Here is a 22,730-nt window from a genome sequence, read left to right as displayed (position 1 = left end):
TGGATTAAAAGTCCGTTTTTCTTTCAAAATGTTCAAAAAAATACGTAGCTAAACCAAAAACACATGTCAGGTTTGTTATCAAGGAATGCTTCTCAGCATTCCCATCGCTAACTATCCTTCATGTTACAGAAAGGAGGAGCCCGCTTGCGTTCCTTGTTGGTAATTCACCCACATTCAGAGCATGTATCCAGAGAGGCTCACGCCGTTTCCTTACGGCAGGCAGGACCTGAGCATCTTTTGGAGTCCAACGGATATTTGACACTACCCTGCCGTGATGAATCTGAAATCAAGCAACTGATTCATGGTGCAGATGCCGCGGTGCTGAATATACCTGTCGGCACCATCAGCACATGGTCCGCCAGGCTGGAGCAAGCTAAAGCAATCCCACTGCTCTGGTGGTGCAGCGCGGAATCTGCTCTGTCATCGACGGAATTCTGTGAAGCCAATGTTCCCGTCGACGGCATTTTAATCCCTTCCATGGCAGCACATGAGCTGAATTGGGCTCTTCACTTTAGCGCCAAACGCTTTTTTGAACGCCAGCACTGGCTCAGTGAACGCAAACAACTGACCGCCAGGCTGGAAGAGCGCAAATGGATTGACATGGCCAAAGGAATACTTGGTGAAGTCAACGGCATTCCAGAAGCGGAAGCATACGATCTGCTGCGTAAAAAAGCAATGAATGAGCGCAAACGGATCGTTGATGTGGCCATCTCCATCGTCAAAGCACAGCAAATGCTAAAGGCATAGATTTGAAAGGGGCCTTATTATGAACATGATTGAAATATTAAAAGAAGTTGGACGCGGCAAAAGAGGCGCCCGGGATTTGAATTACGTCGAAGCCGAAGCCGCTGCCGAGCTTATTATGACCCGCTCGGCAACGCCTGCACAAATCGGAGCCTTCTTTGCCTCAGAACGCATTAAAATGGAGAGCAGCGCCGAACTGGAAGCATTCGTCAACGTTTGTCGTAAATACGCCCATCGCTTCCCGATGCAGGAAGGTATAGATTTCGCTGGTCCCTACGATGGCAGAAAATCATCATTTATCGCCACCTTCGCCACCGCTTTTCTAGTCGCCGCGCACGGGGTCCCGGTGACGATGCACGGAAGTGCGCCCCTGCCTCCCAAATGGGGCATTACACTCCCCCTTTTGCTGCAGGAAATGGGGGTAGCATCTGAAACCATGACACACGAAGCCGCCACTCACGCGGCAAAGCTGACAGGTGTATTGTTCGCAGCCTCTGAACAATGGTGCTCACCTCTGGGAAAGCTGCGTACCATCCGCGAAGAGCTAGGGCTCCGTACCGTGCTGAACACAGCCGAGAAACTGGTTGATTACGGTTCTTCTCCGTATATCGTATTCGGCGTTTTCCATAATACAGTGTTCGACAAGATGGCGAAGCTGATGCAGCAGTTGAATTACCGCAGGGCTCTAATCGTCCAGGGTAGCGAAGGATCGGAGGATCTGTTCATTGACCGACCCACCCGAACTTACCTGCTTGCTAACGGAGAGGTATCACTGCAGGTTATCGATCCGGAAATGTACGGGTTAGATTCGGTGGTACCCGAGCTTAACTGGACCCCTGCCGAACAGCTGCGTATAACGGAGGAGGTATTGCAAAGCACAGCTCCTCTAGCTTTTTCGAACCAAGTACTGCTCAACGGCGCAGTCCGACTATTCGTTGCAGGCCGAGTCAATTCTATAGAGGAAGGCTTGTACACCTGCAAACCACTGCTGGAAAACGGGGTTGCCTGGGATCTGTATTGCCGCTGGCGTGAAGCTATGCTTACAAAGGAAATAAAAATGGGAGCCAGCCTATCCGAACCCCGACTGCATTGATCGTACGAGCATCTAGCAATTGTAGAGCATGAATTGAACAGGTCAAAAGGCCAGCTCCTGACTCAGGGGCTGGCCTTTTATGCATAAAAGAATGCTGTAGAACTAAAGCCATTCACCACGATCTGCACTGATCGCGACTACAGGCAGGTGGAGGGGGCGGATGCGTACAGCAGCCGTTTTAAAGCCCGGCATTCGGCAGAATGGATCGAGGTCTGCTCGGGTCGCCTGGTTTACATTTTGCACACCGCCCCAATGCATAGGTACGAAGAGCGTATCTTCGCGGATATTCGGTTTGATTCGGCTGCGCACGGTGAAGCTTCCTCGCTGTGACGTGATTTCTACCCATTCCCCGTCCCTGATATGCCAGCGGCGCGCTGTACGTGGATGAATTTCCACAAAGTTTTCAATCTCGCGCGCAGTTAGCGTCGGACTCCTGCGCGTTTGTACACCTGTTAAATAGTGAGCCAGCACGCGGCCGTTTGTCAGAATAAGCGGGTATTCCTCGGACGTCTGCTCTCCAGCTCCACGACTTTCAACCACCGTAAAAACGGCCTTTTGATCAGAGAGGGCAAAGCATTCCCGAAACATCATATCCATACCCGCATCGTCAGGTGACGGGCATGGCCAATATACGCCTTCCTCACGACGCAGCCTGTCATAAGTGATCCCGTAATAATCGGCAGCACCCCCTCGACTGGCGAGTCGCAATTCTTCAAAAATATGCTCAGCATCCTTATACAAGAAGTAGCTTCCCCTGTCCAGCCCCGCAGCTATTTGACATAAAATACGCCAGTCATCTCTAGCCTCGCCCGGAGCAAATCGCGCCGCTTCACGCAACAGAACACGCCCCTCCAGATTGGTCATCGTCCCGGTATTCTCCAGATAAGAGGTTACAGGCAAAACAATGTCGGCCATCCGCGCCGTTTCAGTAAGGAACATATCCGCCACAACCAACAGCTTGAGTTTTTTCAGCCCTTCCTCCACCAGTCGGGCATTCGGATTGGATACGACAGGATTAGAGCCCATCACGAACAGCGTCTCGATTTCTCTCTGATGAACGAGCTCCATCATTTCATAGGCCGATACTCCTTTTCCCGGTAAACTGTCCGGCTCAACCCCCCACACAGACGCCACATAGGCCCGATCTGCTTCATTCTCAATTGATCTGTAGCCGGGGAGCTGATCCGCCTTCTGACCGTGTTCCCGTCCCCCTTGTCCGTTACCCTGACCCGTGATGGCCCCGTACCCACAGCCTTCTCTGCCAATCTTGCCGGTGGCCAGCACCAGATTAAGAAAGGTACGCACTGCCATATGTCCATCTGTATGCTGCTCGACCCCTCTGGCAGTAAAAATAATCCCCGTCTTTACACCACCAAAAGCGCGCGCGGCCTGTCGGATCACCTCCGGTTCAATTCCGCACAGCGCAGCTGATTCATTCAAATCTACACCGTTCAAATGCTTCAGCAGTTGCTCGTAGCCGTTGGTCCGCTTGCGGATAAACTCTTCATTCACTAATCCCTCATCCACGATGACCTTTAGCATGGCGTTGGCCAGTGTCGCATCTGTACCCGGTCTGATTTGTACATGCAGGTCGGCAGCGGCCGCCGTTGGAGTGGCACGAGGATCAATGACGATGATATACGCTCCGTTCTCCTTGGCCTGGTGAAAATAAGGCATGAGTGTCGGCTGGCATTCAGCAATATTCGTACCTGCGAGCACAATACACTGTGCTAACGGAATATCTGCCAGCCTGCAGGTCAGTCCACGGTCAATACCAAACACCTTGCTGCCAGCAGATGCAGCGGCCGACATACAGAAGCGGCCGTTGTAATCGATATAGCGCGTCCCTACAGCCACTCTGGCAAATTTACCAAGTAAATAAGCCGTTTCATTGGATAGCGAGCCACCGCCGTATATGCCGATTGCATCTGAACTCTGTGCGGACAGCGTTGAAGTGAGACTGCTGGCGACAGCATCCAGTGCCTCCTCCCATGTAACCGGCATAAGCTTGCCTGCTTTACGCATAAGGGGCCGCAGCAGCCTTTCTGCATGGATTGTATGCTGATATGCATTCATCCCCTTGACGCACATCCTGCCCTGCGAGGCTGCGTTAGGTTTCCCTTCCGCTCTGTACACTGTACGGGTGACACCAGCAAGTGACTCTATATCTGTGCTAACGGTCATCTTGCATTGCACACTACAAAACGGGCACTGTGTATCCATCATTGAGTCTCCCCCTCTCCATTCTTCACAACTTTATTGTCTGCACACGTACAAATGGATCGCCACCATTCCTGCTTAACCAGTTACCCTCTCAGCTTTGTCGACGCACATCCTGCCCGCCAATTCACTTCGAAGAGTTGCGTCGAGCACACTCTCCCGCAATACCAAAATGTCAGTCCTTTCAATCCATTCCCACATTTTCTCCCCATACCGTGCGTTATACCGATACATTTGCAAGCAAGCCGCAGCCATCAAGACCGCTTCTTCCGCGTTCTCCTCCACGCCAATCAGCCGCCCCTGGCGAACCGGATGCTCCGCATGACCACCAGCATAAACTTCCCACCCTGCCGGCGATCGGGATAGTCCGATGTCATGGACGAGCACACCTCCCGGATACTCCGGGCCCGGGCAAACTGCAACTGCAATCGGCGCTGGCAATGCGCGTCTCCCCCAGACAGCCGACAGTCGTTCTTTCAGCCAGGCTACTTCTGCAAAAGCCTCACCGCCTATCTGAATGGACTCGGAAAACAGCAGGCTCTCGCCATTCAGATCCATAAAATTCACAAAACGCGGACTCATAGAGGCTGATTCTCCGCTGTGCTGTGCGGCGGCCTGGATCGCAACACCTCCAACCAACTGACCTGACGCAGACCTGTCCCGCAACCCAAGGGATTCCAGGTAATAAAGTACAGCCGGACGACATAATTCGCACCCCTGCTGTCTGGTCCAGCCGAGACGGGACACGACTTCCACTGGAGTCCGACATTGCGCGGTCACCATGGCTGTCTTAAGCGAATCATGATCGTAGTGCGTACATCCGCACACAGGAACAGCCTCTTGGACAGCCGGAGCAGCTACAGCTCCTGAAATTGCCGAAAGGGACGAACCATTTTTGAGCAATGCAGCCACCAGCGGCCGACACCCCCCGCAGGAAGCGGATGCCTTGGTCCGACTCTTAACCTCTTCCACGGTTTTTAGCTTATCTATAGTAATCGCTCGTAAAATAGTCCCCTTGCTCACGCCGTTGCACGCGCATACCGTCTCCTCATCCGACAGCTTGGCGGCCTCTTCCTCCGCTCTGCTTACACCTTTACCTTTACCTTTATCTTTATCTTGTGTAGCAAGCTCTGCAACAGGTGCACCTCGTCGTACCATTCCGAGCAGCGAGGTACTTTCCGCCGTATCTCCAAACAAAATAGCGCCAGTGACCGCGCTATTACGCATCATCACTTTTTTGTAAATCCCCCGTATACCGTCATATTCCATTACTGCCGTTTCGTTTCCCTCTTCACGTATGTCTCCTGCGGAAAACACCTGAATCCCCGCAACCTTGAGCTGCGCATACGGGACGGATCCTTCATAGGGAGCCGTTTCACGGCCACAAATGACTTTTGCCAATACTTTACACTGCTCATACAATGGCGCCACCAGCCCATATGAAATCCCACGGTGCTCAGCGCATTCACCGACTGCATAAATACCGGGAATACTTGTACGCATAAAATCATCCACGACAATAGCATGGTTGACTTTCAGACCGCTGCCCTGCACTAATTCGGTATTCGGCCGGATACCAACCGCCAGCACAACCAAATCCGTATCCAGCCTGTTCCCGTCCGAAAACATCAGTCCCTGCGCCCTGTTACGCCCCATAATGTCGACCGTTTTCTTGGCCAGATGAAACCACATCCCCTGTTGCTCCAGTTCTCTTTGCAAAAGAACAGCCGCTGCCCGGTCAAGCTGACGATTCATAAGATACTGTGCATTATGAACAACTCCGACTTTCATTCCAAGATTCAGCAGACCTTGTGCGGCCTCAAGCCCTAACAATCCCCCTCCAATGACCGTGGCCTTCTCGTACGTTTTGGCATACTCAGCCATGGTTTCACAATCACCCACATTTCGAAAAGCGATGACTCCCTGTTTCCGGGCTCCGGGAATGGAAGGTATGAAGGGCAACGAGCCAGTTGCCAGTATGAGCATGTCGTATGGTTCTTTAATACCCGATTCCGTTTCCACCGTACGGGCTGCAATATCAATGTCACAGACACGTTCGCCGGCGTACAGCCTTACTCCGTTCTCTTCATACCACGCCCAGTTATGAGTAACGATATGTTCGAATGAACTTTCATCCTGCAGCATTTTGGACAGGAGTACTCGGTTGTACCCGGGACGGGGTTCTGCACCAAATATTGTGATTTGAAACTGATCCGGCTCGAGATCGAGTATTTCCTCTACACATTTGATACCTGCCATACCGTTGCCGACGATGACCAGTTTTTTCATCATAACGAACCAGCCCCATTCTCCACATAAAATAAGACAGAAAAAGCCCTTCTCCATTCAAAGGAAAAGGGCACCGTTGCCGCAAATGCCGACACACCGTTGTGCCGATATGTACCTAAGATTAATGAATTGTGAGCATTATGTCAATATTCAATACACAAAGCCTGCGTTTTTGTCTTCACCTTATTTTATTTCTGTTTTTTATGTTATGTATATTGACATTCAACGAACCATTTTTTATAATCTGGATTAAAATCACTCGAACGTGATCATACCTGATTGACGCACAATGAGGTGTGTCAACTATGGCAATGAAGCCGCAAATCATCCCCAGGCACCATACAGGGGAGATTTGCGGCTTTTCATGTTCAACATTACATTGGATGGACCAAGAACAAAATAGGAACAGGAGAGATGGAGAATGAACAAAAAAAGTTTCTGGCAAAGCGGACACAAGCCCACGCTATTTGGCGCCTTCCTGTATTTTGATATCAGCTTTATGATATGGGGGATGATCGGCCCCCTGTCTGTTGTCATTGCTAATGACTACCCCATGGACCCTTTACAAAAAGCCAACCTTGTCGCTCTTCCGGTGCTAGGCGGTTCCCTGCTGCGGCTCGTGCTTGGCTTCATGTCAGATTATATCGGTCCAAAGCTCACCGGACAGATCGGTATGCTTGTGACATTCATTCCTCTCCTGCTCGGTTGGTTGTGGGTTGATTCGCTGGATCAGTTGTACATGGTCGCCCTGCTGCTGGGTGTAGCCGGAGCCTCATTTGCAGCTGCGCTACCATTAGCCAGTCAATGGTACCCCAAGGAGCATCAAGGCTTGGCTATGGGAATTGCCGGTGCTGGCAATAGCGGTACCGTCCTAGCGACCCTGTTTGCCAACCGCCTCGCACAGCATTTTGGCAGTTGGGAGGCCGTTTTCGGTTTGGCCATTATTCCGATCTTCGTCGTCTTCATATTATTCAGTATTTTTGCCCGCAACAGCCCTCACCGACCGGCACCCAAACGTCTGTCTCAATACGCTTCAGTGCTTAAACAGGGAGATGCATGGGTATTCTGCGCTTTTTACTGTGTAACGTTCGGAGGATTCGTCGGGCTTTCTAATTATTTGACCATTTTCTTTAATACTCAATACGGCCTTTCTGCTGTACACGCCGCCGATTTTGCAACCGTTTGTGTGATTGCCGGGAGCTTCTTTCGGCCTGTGGGCGGCTTTATGTCTGATCGGATCGGTGGTTCACGCATGTTAATGTATTTGTATGCTGGAGCCGCGATCATGCTCGCGGGCATTGCATTTTTACCGCCGCTTGCCCTGGTTGTAGTGCTGCTTTTTGTAGGCATGATGTGCCTTGGCGCTGGCAACGGCTCTGTATTCCAGCTCGTGCCGCAACGGTTCGGAAACGAAATTGGGCTCATGACCGGCATTATTGGCGCCGCGGGTGGCATAGGCGGATATTTTCTACCACTTATTCTCGGCAATCTGTACAAATTAACGGGTTCCTATATGCCTGGCTTCATCTGTCTGAGCCTGATCACCTTCTGCGCTTTTGCTCTCGTCATCGTAATGCAGCTAAAATGGCGCAACAGCTGGATGCGCCCTCCTGCTTCAGTTACTGATGAAGCTACCCGCCGTATCAGGGAATTAAAGGTTGATGTCCAATAAAGTTACCTTTTTTAGTTCAACCCATAAGCTTTAACTTCAATGATATAAAATTGAGGTTAAGGCTATTTTTTTATTTTACTTTATTGAATTTTCATAATTTTCATAATTTTTCATATGAAAACACTTATATAACCATTTTTCACACAACATACTTGTTCACTTGAGCTAAAATAAAGCGTATACTTGTTCACGCAATGTTCAAGGTTTTACGAAATGTATTTTTTTGGAAAGAAGGAATCAGAATGCGTGCTTTTCATCTTACTGAAGATGGATCTATCGAAACCAGATTAACTGGAAAAGATCTGCTTGCCAACCCACTGCTGAATAAGGGAGTGGCTTTTACTCTTGAAGAACGGCAGCAGCTCGGACTTGACGGTCTGCTCCCTCCTACCATATTAACCATTGAGGAGCAGGTTCAACGGGTATATGAGCAATTCCAGAGCCAACCGGACAATTTACGCAAAAACGTTGCTTTAAATGATCTGTTTAATCGAAATACCGTTCTGTACTATCGTTTGCTCTCTGAGCATCTAAGCGAAATGCTTCCAATTGTGTATACGCCAACGGTTGGTCAGGCTATACAGGAATATAGCCATGAATATCATAAGCCCGGTGGTATGTATTTATCTATTGATAATCTCGCAGGAATTAAGGATGCTTTTAAAAATTTGAACTTGGAACCTGATGATATCGATCTCATCGTAGCCACAGATTCCGAAAGTATTTTAGGTATTGGTGACTGGGGAGTCGGGGGAATTAACATCTCCATCGGTAAGCTTGCTGTTTATACAGCCGCTGCGGGAATCGACCCTAGCCGGGTATTGGCAGTCGTCCTTGATGCGGGTACAAACAACGAGAAGCTGTTGGAAGATCCTCTATATATGGGGAACCGTCATAAGCGTGTTCGCGGAGAGCAATATGACCAATTTATTGACACCTATGTTCAAACTGCACTTTCTTATTTCCCGAATGCTTTGTTGCATTGGGAAGATTTGGGCAATGTTAATGCGCGCAATATTATCAACAAATATGGTAGCAGCATTTTGACATTCAATGATGATATTCAAGGTACTGGCGCGGTTACGCTCGCAGGTGTTATGTCCGGTGTTCAATTGTCCGGAATCCCGCTGAGCAAGCATCGAGTTCTAGTCTTTGGGCCGGGAGCTGCCGGTATCGGTAATGCAGACCAGATTAGTGCAGCCATGATGCTGGAAGGAATGTCGGAAACCGAAGCAAAACGCAAGTTCTGGGCTTATGATTACCGCGGCCTGCTCACCAATGAAACGGAAGGACTTTTCCCATTCCAGGTTCCTTATGTACGAGATGCCGCAGAATGCCGCGACTGGGAGCATGATGAAGATGGCAAAATCCCTCTGCTGAAAGTCATTCGCCGTGTGAAACCAACAATTATGATCGGAACTTCTGGTGTTGCCGGAGCGTTTAGTGAGGAAGTCGTGAAAGAGATGGCCAAGCATACCGAACGTCCAATTATTATGCCTATGTCCAATCCGACTCCGCTGGCTGAAGCAACTCCGCAAGACTTGATCCGCTGGACGGAAGGAAAAGCACTTATTGCCACGGGAAGTCCTTTTGAGCCAGTCATCTACAACAATATCAAGTTTGAAATCGGACAATCCAACAATGCTTTCGTATTCCCGGGTCTTGGTCTAGGCGCAATCGTGGTAAAATCGAGAATTATTACAGACAGCATGTTTGCGGCTGCTGCCCATGCAGTAGCTCAAATGGTTGATTTATCACAGCCTGGAGCTTCCCTGCTTCCAAAAATCAACGAACTGCGAGAAGTATCTGAAGCTGTAGCCATAGCCGTAGCTAAAGCTGCAGTTCAGGATGGAGTAGCACGTCATCAGCCGGATGATATCACACAAGCGGTTCGGGATGCAATGTGGGTTTGCAATTATAAACCCATCAGACAATATAGTCAGGAAGCAGTCCTGGTTTAAAAAAATACCGAACAGCATCAAGTTGTACTTGCATACTCGTTTTGCCGACAAGCGGCGGCTCCACAGCTTCATTCAATGGTGGGCCGTCGCTTGTTATTTTTACGAATTTTCATAAAGCCTGTCCCCCCTTCGTCCCCCATTTTTTCCACTTAAATTGAGCAAAGTCCCTTGTCGTTTTTTGTCATTATTTCACCAATAAACAGCCAATACACTCCAATTTTAATAAATAGCTAACATTTAGAAAGGAAATTGACGAAATATATAAGGGATAGGTCGTAAGTCGTATATTACACTAAAAATTCTAATTCAAAGGAGAAGAGACACGTGAAAAACTTGAAGTGGAGCACTATGTCCTTTTTTGGTAAAAATCTATTAATTTCTTTTATCAACATAGTATTAATAGGTGCTATTCTCATCACATCCAGCTATATTCTTGAAGAGAATATTTTGACCACCCAGTTGCAAGATCAGGTTAAAGTACTGACCAAAAAATGGGCAAATGATGTCGACAAAACAAAAATACAACAAGCGTTAAGCGAAAAAGATTATAACGGTTCTGCTCAACAGGATTTACGCAAATTTCTCGATTCTATTCATACTTTTTATCCTAATGTTGCCCAAGCTTACATATTTGGCACAGAATTAAAAGAAGGAAATCAAACCTCCGTTATTAGCATTCCGACAAACTTAGTTCAATCCTTCCAAGACTCAAAGCTGAATATAGGAGATATGTACGACCTTCCCGACGCGAATGTAAAAGCTGTAAATAAAATGTTTGAATCCAAACAATCGGAGTTGAGCAGCTTTTACACCGATGATTTTGGGGTATGGACTACCATTATTTACCCGATTACAGATGATACCGGAAAAATTACAAGCGCCATTTACTTTGACGTAGACGCGAGCTCTGTACCGGCCGGACTTCATAAGCTGCTTGTATATGGCATTTCCCTACTCATTCTGTTCCTTGCTATCTTCTTAACGATTCAATATTTTCTGGTCAAACGCACCCTCTCTCCGATTCGCTCCCTGATGAGGGGCATTGAGGAAGTCAGCGAGGGAAATCTGAATGTAAAAATCAAGACAGGTGTGGACGACCTTGGCATCATTAATCAAAAGTTTAATACCATGATCAAACGCATTAACGATACAATGGTAAAAGTACAGGATACGACCCAGGAAGTTACGGTATCAGCTCAGGAATTGCTAAGTATTAGTGAGCAAAACAATACAAATACGAACGTCATTAACAACAATATGAAAGAGATTTCCCAGGGAATTGAAGCGCAAACCCATGCTGCAATTGAAAGCTCCCGAGCCATGAATGAAATGTCTACGGTCGTTCAGACGATTGCTGGAAGCTCCTCTTCCGTGGCAGATGAAGCTTATTCTATGGAAAAACGCTCCGTTGAAGGTAATCAGGTCGTGCAAAGAGTTTCCGCTCAAATGGATTCAATCTCCAACTCGATGGAAAAAACCTTTGTCTCCATTAATGCACTGCAAAGCCGTTCTAACGAAATCAGTAACATTGTAAACATCATCACTGGAATTGCCAGCCAAACCAATCTGCTTGCACTGAATGCCTCCATTGAGGCTGCCAGAGTTGGTGAGGAGGGTAAAGGCTTTGCTGTAGTCGCAGGAGAAGTACGCAATTTGGCTGAACAGTCTCAAGAGTCTGCCAGACAAATCGCCGAGCTGATTGAGGAAATTCAAAAAGAAATTGAGCAAACCGTAGAAGGTGTCAGCCTCGGCTCGAAGGAGGTCCAGATCGGACTGGAGGTTACCAAACAGACAGGTGAAATGTTCTCGGAGATTTTAAATGCCGCCAATAAAGTATCGTCACAAATTCAGGAGGTTTCCAGTGCAACAGAACAGATTTCAGCCAGCACACAGGAAATGACGGCAACCTCTGACGAGTTATCCTCCACAATCAGCAAAACATCAGACAGCAGCAAGGAAATTGAACATACGATCGGAGAACAGGCCGAATCCATGGCTTCAATCGTGCTTGCCTCCGACAAGCTGTCGTCGATGTCTCGTGAGCTGGAGGAACTTATTTCATTCTTCAAAGTCGATCGAAAAGCCTAAAGCTGCAGCCTCATCCATATGTCATAGATAACAATAAAGAACCTCTATTCTGCATAACATGCAAATTAGAGGTTCTTTGACATTCCCGTAATTAGTTTAATTTAAAAATCCTTCCAACGCGGAGGTTGGCTTTCCGTCAGCCTGCCAAGCACCTTTGTTGTAGCCCTTATTGTAGCCTGGGGTTGCAGCCGGCTCCCAATAAAATACCCCTGCGCCTTTGCCACCCCCGATGTTCCGAACCTTTGTTTTGATAGCGGCAATAAATGCCTTGGAAACTGCAGGTTCATTATAGTCCATCCCGATTTCACTGATGACAATGCCCTTGCCGTATTTTGCAATGAGACTATTGGCATTGGCAATCGTCTGATCCACCTTGCCCTGCCAGTCAGAGGGAGACGGATACAGAGACAGCCCGACGAGGTCAAACTGGGCTCCATTGTCAATCAGCCCACCAATATTCCAGTTTAACGTGGAACCGTTATCCCCGTTAGCCAAATGTACGATCGTCTTGGTGCTGCTGCTTACCGATTTTACAGCGTTATTGCCTGTATTGACGAGCCATGCATAGTTTTTCATATTCACCGAGGCTTTACCGTCATCCCAGAGCATTCCATTGTTCGTCTCATTACCGATTTGTACCCAGTCTGGTGTCACGCCCTTGCTTTTCATTGTATTCATAACATAAACCGTGTGGGACCAGACTGCATCCATAAGTTGTGTAAATGTTAAATTCCGCCATGCGTAAGGCTTGTTCTGCTGGCCTGGATCAGCCCAGGAATCGCTATAATGCAGGGTCAGCATAACGCTCATGCCCAATTTTTTGGCTCGCTGCGCCAGCTCTGCCGCCTTCTCAGCATTCATGTAACCGCTTGCATAATCATTCATATTAGGATTTACCCATACACGGATACGTACCGAGTTGATCTGGTAATCGTCTCGCAAAATTTGCAGTACATCCCGACGAACCCCTTTTTTATCCTTCCAGGTCATACCTTGTGCTTCCATTCCTGCTACCCAGCTTATATCGGCTCCTTTGGCAAAAGCAGGGGCGGCTGAAGCCGTCCCCAACCCTGCAGAGCCGAACGGGTACAAAATACTGGATAACAAAATCAACACCGCAAATAGTATAATTCGGTTACTTGTTTTCATAAGTCATCTCCTATCTGAATTTTGGACTCGCCGTTCTCCTCTGAATTTAAGTTTATACAATTCCCGATTTATTGCGCTCTGTCTTGAGAACCTTAACAGCATAGTCATTCAATCGAAGTTTATCGTCTTCAATCACACGGTCTTCCAGCATATCTACATAGATTCGTCCATCGAGTGTAATTTCTTGCGACTCATGAGTAAAATTCAATATAAAAATATAATCGTGAACTCCATCGGTACGAATCGCCGTATTTACTCCATGCGGCAGCTTGACATTGAGTGCCTTACTGATTCCTTCACCCTCAATCAAACTTCTGTAAAAATGACTGTTGAACGATCCCGTGTTGCGTGAAGCGATGTAATAAGCTTTTCCCTGTCCCAAACGGTTCACCGTCAAGGCTGGACGTCCTGCATAAAAGTCTGAACCGTATACAGCCAGTACCTCTGCACCTTCCGTATGGATGAGATCGCACAGTTCTACAGCCTCATACTCACCGCGCAGGTCCAACTCATTGCCCTCAACCGGCATAATTCGATTTCGGTCGTGATCATGCAGCCCATCGATCTCTTCCGACCAAATTCCCAGCGTCTTGCGAAGCGGCCCCGGAAAGCCTCCAAGGAAGCACAAATCATGTTCATCCACAATGCCGGACCAATAGGTTGCTACAAAAATGCCACCGCTTTCAACAAACTTTTGTATTCGCTCGCCTACACCGCTGCGCACCATATAAAGCATCGGAGCTACTATAAGCTTGTATTTGGAGAAATCGGCATCCATATGAATGACATCTACAGGCACACCCTGCTCCCACAATGCCAAATAATGCGCTTCGGCTGTCTCTTCATATTTCACACCTTTATTTCGCGGCCCTTGCGAGTCGTTGACTCCCCAGCGGTTCTCCCAGTCAAAAATAACTGCAGCCTCCGCAGGTACAGATGTACCGATAACCTCCTCCAATTTTTCCAGCACACTGCCAACCTCCGTCACATCCCCGAATACCCGAGTATGCTCATGTCCGACATGATCGACGACTGCACCATGCAGCTTTTCACTCGAACCGCGACTTTTCCGCCATTGAAAATATTGAACTGTGTCTGACCCATGTGCCACAGCCTGTAAAGACGATAGCAGATGCATTCCTGGCCGCTTCAGCTTGCTGACCTCTTGCCAGTTCGTCAAACTCGGTGTACTTTCCATGAGCATCCAAGGTTTTCCTCCCTTGATTGAACGAATAATATCGTGCATCATGGCTACCTTCGCAGCCTGACGGCTCTCATCACCTCCCCGGTCATGCCACGTTGGATAACTGTCCCAGGATATAACATCCAGCAGATCGGCAAATTTCCAGTAATTCAGTCCTTCAAAAAATTCCATTAGATTGGTCGTGACCGGAAGTGCCGGGTTCGCTGCCTTGAGTGGCACAATCTCGTGTTTGATAAAATCTGCGGTCTGATCGGTCACAAACCGTCTCCAGTCCAAATTCATAGCATGGACCTGTGTTTCACCGTGAGGGGCCGGAGACTCGATTTGGCTCCAATCCGTAACCGTATGACTCCAAAAGGTCGTCCACCATGCGTGATTAAGCTTATCCAGCGTGCCGTATTTATCCTTCACCCAGGCACGAAATGCCTCCTGACAGTAATCACAATGGCAATCCCCACCAAATTCATTGGAAATATGCCAGCCAATGACAGCCGGATGATTCGCATAGCGCTCGGCCAGCTTTGTATTCATGATACCTACTTTTTCCCGGTATACAGGCGACGTAGAACAGTGGTTATGGCGAAACCCGTGCAGGTTGCGGACACGGTTAGCCTCTACACGCAGCACCTCGGGATATTTTTGTGACATCCAGGCTGGTCTGGCTCCACTAGGAGTAGCCAAAAACGCATATATTCCGTTCTCGGCAAACGAATCCAGGATACGGTCCAGCCATTCAAACGTAAATACACCTTCCTCGGGCTCCAATGAAACCCATGAGAATATGCCGACGGACATCACATTACATTTAGCCAGCTTCATGAGCCGGATATCTTCTTTGAGCACCTCGGGATATTGCTGCCATTGCTCAGGGTTATAATCCGCTCCATGCAGCATGCGCGGAACTCGCTCACTGATTGGCGGGTATTTGAATATGTTTGGATGCGACACTGTAAATCATCTCCTTTAGATCAATAGGGTTTACTCCTTGACAGAACCGAGCGTCATGCCTTTAACAAAATACTTTTGTAAAAATGGATATACAATAAGAATAGGCGCTGCACCAATGAAAATTTGCGCTGCATTCACTGTCTTTTGCGAAAGCAATTCCATTTCTTTGGGACTCATACTCATGGAGCTCATGTCCTTCTGAATGATTACCGTTTGCAGGAAAGTCGCCAATGGATAATCCTTGGCATTACTCAAATAGAGCAGGCCATCGAACCATGAGTTCCAGTGAAATACCATACTGAACAACGCAATCGTCGCAATAGATGGCAGGGATATCGGCAAAAATACACTAAACAAAGTCCGAAAATGCCCTGCCCCGTCGATCAGTGCGGCCTCCTCCATCTCCTTGGGTATTCCTCTAAAAAAGTTCAACATGAGGATGACCAGAAATGTATTGACCGCTCCCGGCAAAACAAGTACCCAAAAGCTGTCCATGAGATGAATCTTTTGAATAACCATATAAAATGGAACCAGGCCACCGTTAAAAATCATACTGAATACGAACAGCCATGAATATACGTTGCGGCTACGGAATACAGATGTTTCTTTTGAAAGTGGATAAGCAGCCAGAAAGGTAATCAACAGCGTCAAGCCAGTACCGAGCACGGTCCGGAGAACAGAAATCCAGATAGAGTGCAGAAAAATAGGATTATTCATTGTCTTCTTGTAGGCTTCTAATGAAAATTGCACCGGCCACAGTCCAACCAGATTGGCGTCTGCTGCTGATTTGGCACTAAATGATACCGCCAATACATGAATCAGCGGAACGATACACATGATGGATAACAATACGAGCAAACAAATATTAAACACATTGAAGATGCGATATGCCGTTGTTTTATGATACATGACTCTCCCTCTTTCAGCCTTGTGGAATCAAAATATACGGTAGCCTGCCCATTTGTATGCAAGTCGATAGGAAATCAGAATGAGAATCATACTGATAACAGATTTAAACAATCCGATAGCGGTAGCAAAGCCCATTTCCCCGTTAATTAACGCTGTCCGATAGACGAACGTGTCAATAATATCGCCTTTTTGGTATACAAGCGGGTTGTAAAGGTTGAAAATCTGGTCGAAGCCGGCATTCAGGACATTACCGAGTGCAAGTGTACCCACAACCACAACCATCGGAATCAGCGAAGGCACCGTAATATGCAGCGTCTGTCTCCAGCGGCTTGCCCCGTCCATCTCTGCTGCTTCATACAACGAAGGATTGATTCCCGCCAGTGCGGCGAGAAATACGATGGTATTATAGCCAAACTCCTTCCATATATCTGATACGATCACCGTAAAGCGAAACCAGTTATTGTCTCCCAAAAAAAAGATGGGCTGGATTCCAAAACTGCCAAGAATACGGTTCATAAAACCATCTGTAGCGAGCAGATCAACCAGAATCCCGCCCAAGATTACCCATGACAGAAAGTGTGGCAGGTAAACCAGTGTCTGAATGGATCGCTGAAGTCCAACCTTGCGAATTTCATTCAGCAGAATGGCAAAAACAAACGGAACGAGCAGATTAAAAAACATCTTTAGAACCGCGATAATCAGCGTATTCCAGACGACTTGCAGACTGTCCTCCCGTTGGAACAGAAAGCGGAAATTATCCAGTCCAACCCACTCGGAGCCGGTTATACCCAGCCAAGGCTTGTAATTTTGAAAGGCCATCACGATCCCGCCCATTGGAATGTAGCTGAATACAATTAAAAAAATGATGGCTGGCAGCAGCATGATATGAAATGGCCACGTACGTTGCAGACTTCTCATTGCAGTTCCTCCTGTAACTCTCATGGTATACTTCAATTATAGAAGCGTTCCTACTAACGAAACAGTTCAAAAAACCAACATACATGGCACAAAAGCAATCATTTTTCAGCCTCGCCATGTGAATGGTAGCCTATCTCGCAAGCATAATGGTAGCGCATTTATTTCCAATATAATCTAGTGATTAGTATGAAAAAGGCTGCCCGTTTTGGGACAGCCTGTCTGTCAGTTTCAACTGCTTTACTTCTCAACGCTCTTATACCATTCGTTCACTTCTTTTGTAATTTGTTCGCCTCCGGCACTCTTCCACGTCTGCACGAAGGTATCAAATGCCGAAATCGGCTGTTTGCCATAAATAATTTCATTGAAGGTCTGGTTTTCAATCTTATCCAGATAGTCCTTTTTGGCCTTCATGGTTGGCGTAGTAGGCCCCGTGAACTGATCTTTCATGGAGATGTCCTTCTGTTCCATCAATACCTTGGCAGCCGCAGGCGTATCTTTGCCGTAATTAACCATTACATCCTTCTCCAGACGGGTCTTCGCTTCCGCGCCGTCAGCCAAGCTTAACAAAGCCTTCATTTGGGCATCAGGTATACGCGCACCATCACGAACCAGCAGATAACGAACAGAGTTAACATAACCGCCCGGTATCTTGTCGATAGACAACAGCTTTCCATTCGCGTCCAGATCATAGTCGTAGCCCTTAAACATCCCGTTCGCCAAATCTCCTTCCGATTTGGCATTTGCAAAGTGATCAAACAAGTAATTTTGATAGGTGAAGAAAGCTTCAGGATGCTGCATTTGTTTGTTGATCAGTACGACACCATTGGTGTATTGAGTTCCATGGCGCATGGCTTTGTTGTCAGGCCCCACTGGAATCTTGATCGGCTTCCATACGGCGCTCTTCGCATTTTTTACCGTATCCTGAAGCGGCCAGCCGCTCATCCAGTATGGACCCGGTATGATGCCTGCTGTTCCTGCGACTGCAGGCTCTGACGTTTTATTCTCATCCCACAATGCTGCTTCCTGCGGAATATATCCCTTTTTGAGCCACTCATTCAGCTTTTGCAGACCCGGCTTCATACCTGGCTGCACAGAGCCATATTCCAGATTGCCGTCCGCACCTTTGTTCCATTGTTGCGGAAGTGTGCCATAGGCCCCGAAAATCCAGGACGGGTCACCCATCCAGGTGTTCATGGACGTTTTGAAACCGATGCTGAGCGGAATCACTTTGTCCGGAGACAGTCCGTCCGGATTTTTATTTTTAAAGGCATCCATCACCTTTTCCAGCTCGTCCATCGTCTGAGGAGCCTTCATGCCCAGCTTGTCCAGCCAGTCTTGTCGTACCCACAAAACATAATCGTGGTTATAAGCAAAATCGAGTACAGGAATACCCATTTTTTTGCCATCCCGGCTATATTGGTTCCATACGTTCGTATCCTGATTCATCGCCTGCTTCCAGGAATCCGAAGCGTATTTATCGAACAACGGACCCGCTTCCGCGAACATACCGGAATCGATCATATCCTGCGCCAACTGCTCATTTTCCGTTCCCAGTACAACGACATCCGGCATCTCCTGACCGGAGGACATCGCCAAACGCAGCTTCGTAGCAAATGCACCATTTGTATCCGTGACAGACCAGAGAGATTTTATATTAATACCGAATTTCTCTTTAGCCCATTTGGTCGCAACATTATTTTCGATAGATTCGCCATTTTTAAATTTTAAGGTAGGATCTACACCCCATACTGTGGAAATTGTGACTTCCGGATTGTATTTTTCTTTGTATACGTTTTCAGTTTTGGCTGCGCTATTGGTATCTCCACCATTCCCCGTGCCCGAGCAGCCCACAAGGCCAACTCCTAATAGCATAGTTGCGGCGAGCAGCGACAACAGCTTTTTTTTCGAATGAACTCGCATATTGTTCCCCCTCAAAAAAATCATTTTCTACTCTTTTATTATAAGAGGGCTTTTCTACGCAGCCTATGTCACAAAATAAATATTTCTGCACCTTTCCCAACTGATCTTTACTAATTTCGTCTTTACTGGTCTCGTCTTTATTGGTCCCATCTTTACTGGTCCCGAAATTCATGCGGCGTCATTCCGTAATGCTTTTTGAACATCTTACTGAAATATTGGGGATTCTGATAGCCCAGTTCGGTTGTAATTTCATATATTTTTTTGTTGGAATACTTGAGCAAATACAGAGCCCGCTCCATTCTCATTCGGATGATATAATCTCCCAGACCTTCTCCGGTTTCAGCCTTATAGATTTTGGACAGATAGACCGGATGAAGATAAACCTGATCGGCAATCGTCTTAACAGACAGCTCCTGACCTTTATCCTGAGAGATAAGCTCCTGAACCTGCTTGACCACATAGCTTTTGGCGTTTTGCTCACTTGCGGACCATTCCGACTTTAGCTTGTTCATCATCAAAAATATCCATTCCTTAAGATTGGAGAACGATTGAACCATTTTCTGCGCATGCAGCGGGTCAAAGCCTGTTTGATCCATCTGCGTAATGAAGCGTCCTTGCTTATGGGCTGTGTACATAAATGCGCTCGTTACCGTAATAAAAAGCTCATATAAATGCTCACGGGTATACCCTGCTTCCTCTATCTTGCCAAATACACGGTTTATCTTCGTTTCAGCTTCCTCCCATTGTCTGGACTCCAAAAGATGGGTCAGCGTTGGGTGTACGTATAACCCCTCCAGCAGCTTGGCTGAATTGTGCGACTGTTCTGGCTGTTCTTCTATAAAGAGCAGCGTATCCGTTTCCTCCTGCTGGTTCCAGTATAAGGATCTGATAGCTGACTGGTACACCTTAGGCAGCTCCTGTGGGAACATAAACCAGCCGGTTACCGTAACGTAAATTTCGCCTTTTAAGTAGTTGCTCACATTTTTCCGAAAATTGTCAATCGTCGTACGCAAAATATGATTCTGCTCGTCCATGCTCCGATCGGAAATCAGATTCCAATTTTCTTCTATTAATACAATTAGACAGTCATGCGGCGCTTTACAGTGCCAAACGTAAAAATCGGGCGCAAACACTTCTTCAGCAATATTTCCAATCGCATACTCAATTAAAGATACCGAATGATAATCCATATCAGAAAAATGCTTGCCCAGCTGAATAAGCAGCATACTGGCACGTTGTCCTGTGCGCAGCATAATTTCGTACTGTGACAACTTGTCCTCTATTATTTGTATAGACAGATGGCGCCCAAGCACCAAATCATGCATTAGGTGAGTACGCAGCACACCAAAATCGGTCCTGCGGCTGTACTGTAATTGATGAACCTTGTCAAAGGCTTCCCATTCTTCCTTTAGCGAATCGATGGCAGCTGATACACATTTCATAAACTCCCCATCATCCACCGGTTTTAAAATATAATCAAAAGCCTTAAGCTGGATCGCTTTTTTAGCATATTCAAAATCGGCATAGCCTGTGAGCAGCAAGCATCGAATGTGCGGCCATCGCTCGTTCACCTCAACAATCAGTTCCAGCCCTGTCATACCGGGCATACGAATATCCGTAACCAGAATGTCAATGTCATAGGCTTCCAGCACATCTATTGCTGCTAAGGAGGAGGACGCCTGATGAACCCTCTCAATGCCCAGCGTTTCCCATGAAATGGTAGCCGCCAGACTTTCTGTTACATAGCTTTCATCATCTACCAATAATATCTGAACCATAAGGTCCCTCCAGTTTAACCATATTCGAATTTGACGAAGGTTCAATCAAGCCGTTTGTCGGCTCTGCTTCTGCTGGCAGCGGCCATTTTAAAACCGCACGCAGTCCTCCCAAAGGTGACAACGAGAAGTCCAGTCCGGCGTCTTCTCCAAAATGCAATCGCATGCGTTGATGTACATTCCATAAGCCGTAGCCATGTTTCTCTTCTACAGGCTTGTCAAGCGTTGATGTCAGGGCTGTTATAGCTTCTTGGCTCAAGCCTAGTCCATTATCATCCACAATCAGGTGCATATACGAGCCGACACACTCGGTTTTAATATGGATGAGACCGTCCTCCACTTGAGGCTCTATCCCGTGCAGCACCGCATTTTCCACTAATGGTTGCACTACAAGCAGCGGGATCAGCAAACTATTGGCCTGTGGAGAAACATCAATTGTAAACGTTAGCCGCGGCATACGCATCTGCTGAATTTTCAAATAATATTGAACAAACTCGACTTCCTCTGATAATGGCACCAAATCCCGTTCCTGCCTTGTCGTATATCGATAATACCTGGACAAATTATGTGCCATGGCCACGACCGCCTCATGATTTTGGAGCTTCGCCATACTTGTAATGAACGAAAAACAATTATAAAAAAAGTGTGGATTGATTTGTGACTGGAGCTGCTTTAGACGCGCTTCCTTGACATGCAGCTGCTCAACATACACCTTTTCAAACAGCTCCTGGATCTGTTCGACCATCAGATTGAATTGACGGGACAGGAAAGCAAACTCGTGACTCCCCCTTGGGCTTAATCGAACAGCATAGTCTCCATCCTTTAATCTCCGAAATGCCCGCACAAGCTGGAGAATCGGCACTTGTACCTGTGAATGAAGCAGGTAAGCACCAATCAAGCCTACCAGCAGCAAGCCAACAACGGTGATATAAAATAATCGATTCGAAGAATAAATTGGAGACATTATATCGGACAAAGGCATGTAGTCAATTAAATACCAGCCCGTCGTTTGCGAAAGAACGGCATGAACCAGGTAGCTCTCTTCTCCAATTTTCACGGATAGATTATCAACCTCATGCAGCCCCATTTTTTCCAATTTCGTAATCAGCTTGCCGGACAGTTCTTCATTTGCAGTACGATTATAGATCGCTCCTACACCTTTTTTATAATAAAAAGGCTCCTTCCGTCCATCACCTTTAAAGCGGTCAAGCATGTCCTGAATGTTACTGCTGTCAAATTCGACCTTAATAATCGTGTTGGCGGTTTCAGGATTACCAAGTGAGGAAAACGGGGATAATGTATACAATGAAAATATAAATTGATCCTTCCCGTACATTCTTTTTTTGGATACCTGCCAGCCATCTTTAATCAACTGATTTAGTTTTTTCTGATCATAAAAACCGGCTCCATTTTCTGATACAACACGTCCAAGTGAAGGGGAATAGATATCCAGACCGGTTCTCCAATTCGATGAGCTTTCCTGAAGTCCCAGCTTGGTCTGGATACGTTTGACAAGATTAATTCCATCTAAATTGAGAGTCTTATCCTTTAAAAAAATGGCCTGAAAGCTGGCAACATCAGGATCATGAATCAGCAAATGCGGCCAGGAGGATATCATTTCAATATTTGTGTTTACCTGATTTTGAAAAAAAGTCAGTTGATTATAATTAGACTGGTTCAGCTCGTTACGTAACACTCTTGTCGTCATCTGATTGGAATAGACGTACAAAACTAGTACAGGAATCAGCAATAGAATAACAATAGAGACGATTTTCGTATAAAAATTAAATTTTAACATGTGGTCTACACATCCTCTGCACAAAAAACAGGCATACTAAAA

Annotated in this window: 14 protein-coding genes; 5 read left to right on the top strand and 9 right to left on the bottom strand. The window is 46.9% G+C overall.

All coding sequences use genetic code 11. The features are described from left to right. The first annotated feature begins 144 nt into the window (after positions 1–144). Positions 145–747, top strand: a complete 603-nt coding sequence (locus tag BAZ21_RS08850; protein WP_068499125.1) for an ANTAR domain-containing response regulator — start codon at positions 145–147, stop codon at positions 745–747. Between the two features lie 19 nt (positions 748–766). Then, on the top strand, positions 767–1,837 hold the full coding sequence (locus BAZ21_RS08845) for an anthranilate phosphoribosyltransferase (protein ID WP_068499122.1): 1,071 nt from the start codon (positions 767–769) through the stop codon (positions 1,835–1,837). A gap of 102 nt (positions 1,838–1,939) precedes the next feature. On the opposite strand, the gene nasC is transcribed toward BAZ21_RS08845, so the two are convergent. Together nasC and nirB are read right to left on the bottom strand one after the other, a co-directional pair. Continuing rightward, positions 1,940–4,063: an assimilatory nitrate reductase catalytic subunit NasC gene (gene nasC, locus BAZ21_RS08840; protein ID WP_068499120.1), complete on the bottom strand. Its 2,124-nt coding sequence runs from the start codon at positions 4,061–4,063 to the stop codon at positions 1,940–1,942. Positions 4,064–4,135: 72 nt separating this feature from the next. Beyond that, positions 4,136–6,349, bottom strand: a complete 2,214-nt coding sequence (gene nirB, locus BAZ21_RS08835) for a nitrite reductase large subunit NirB (protein WP_068499118.1) — start codon at positions 6,347–6,349, stop codon at positions 4,136–4,138. 418 nt (positions 6,350–6,767) lie between these two features. On the opposite strand from nirB, the gene BAZ21_RS08830 reads away from it, so the two are divergent. From BAZ21_RS08830 to BAZ21_RS08820, 3 genes are all read left to right on the top strand, one after another. Beyond that, entirely contained in the window at positions 6,768–8,018 is a 1,251-nt protein-coding gene (locus BAZ21_RS08830; RefSeq protein ID WP_068499116.1) for a nitrate/nitrite transporter, read from the top strand. A 242-nt stretch (positions 8,019–8,260) separates the two neighbouring features. Continuing rightward, positions 8,261–9,979 carry an NAD-dependent malic enzyme gene (locus BAZ21_RS08825; RefSeq protein WP_068499114.1) on the top strand — a complete coding sequence of 573 codons (1,719 nt, stop codon included), beginning with the start codon at positions 8,261–8,263 and terminating at the stop codon, positions 9,977–9,979. Positions 9,980–10,303: 324 nt separating this feature from the next. Then, positions 10,304–12,067 carry a methyl-accepting chemotaxis protein gene (locus BAZ21_RS08820; RefSeq protein ID WP_068499112.1) on the top strand — a complete coding sequence of 588 codons (1,764 nt, stop codon included), beginning with the start codon at positions 10,304–10,306 and terminating at the stop codon, positions 12,065–12,067. A 96-nt stretch (positions 12,068–12,163) separates the two neighbouring features. On the opposite strand, the gene BAZ21_RS08815 is transcribed toward BAZ21_RS08820, so the two are convergent. From BAZ21_RS08815 to BAZ21_RS08785, 7 genes are all read right to left on the bottom strand, one after another. Next, entirely contained in the window at positions 12,164–13,216 is a 1,053-nt protein-coding gene (locus BAZ21_RS08815) for a glycoside hydrolase family 53 protein (protein WP_068499111.1), read from the bottom strand. A gap of 52 nt (positions 13,217–13,268) precedes the next feature. Then, positions 13,269–15,368 (bottom strand): beta-galactosidase, encoded by a 2,100-nt coding sequence (locus BAZ21_RS08810; RefSeq protein WP_068499109.1) that lies wholly within the window; start codon positions 15,366–15,368, stop codon positions 13,269–13,271. A 30-nt stretch (positions 15,369–15,398) separates the two neighbouring features. Next, entirely contained in the window at positions 15,399–16,277 is an 879-nt protein-coding gene (locus tag BAZ21_RS08805) for a carbohydrate ABC transporter permease (RefSeq protein WP_068499107.1), read from the bottom strand. Between the two features lie 27 nt (positions 16,278–16,304). Then, a complete protein-coding gene (locus BAZ21_RS08800; protein ID WP_010345499.1) occupies positions 16,305–17,195 on the bottom strand; it encodes an ABC transporter permease in 891 nt (296 codons plus the stop codon). Positions 17,196–17,432: 237 nt separating this feature from the next. Beyond that, complete coding sequence (locus BAZ21_RS08795; RefSeq protein ID WP_068499105.1) at positions 17,433–19,115, bottom strand: extracellular solute-binding protein; 1,683 nt, start codon at positions 19,113–19,115, stop codon at positions 17,433–17,435. A gap of 152 nt (positions 19,116–19,267) precedes the next feature. Beyond that, on the bottom strand, positions 19,268–20,893 hold the full coding sequence (locus BAZ21_RS08790; protein WP_068499103.1) for a response regulator transcription factor: 1,626 nt from the start codon (positions 20,891–20,893) through the stop codon (positions 19,268–19,270). After that, entirely contained in the window at positions 20,868–22,688 is a 1,821-nt protein-coding gene (locus BAZ21_RS08785) for a sensor histidine kinase (protein ID WP_068499101.1), read from the bottom strand. Before BAZ21_RS08785 ends, BAZ21_RS08790 begins: the two co-directional genes overlap by 26 nt. Between the last annotated feature and the right edge of the window lie 42 nt (positions 22,689–22,730).

The organism is Paenibacillus kribbensis, assembly GCF_001705305.1.
GTDB classification, from domain to species: Bacteria; Bacillota; Bacilli; order Paenibacillales; family Paenibacillaceae; genus Paenibacillus; species Paenibacillus kribbensis_B.
The sequence above is the reverse complement of the archived record's forward strand: the minus strand, read 5'-3'. Positions and strand labels throughout refer to the sequence as shown.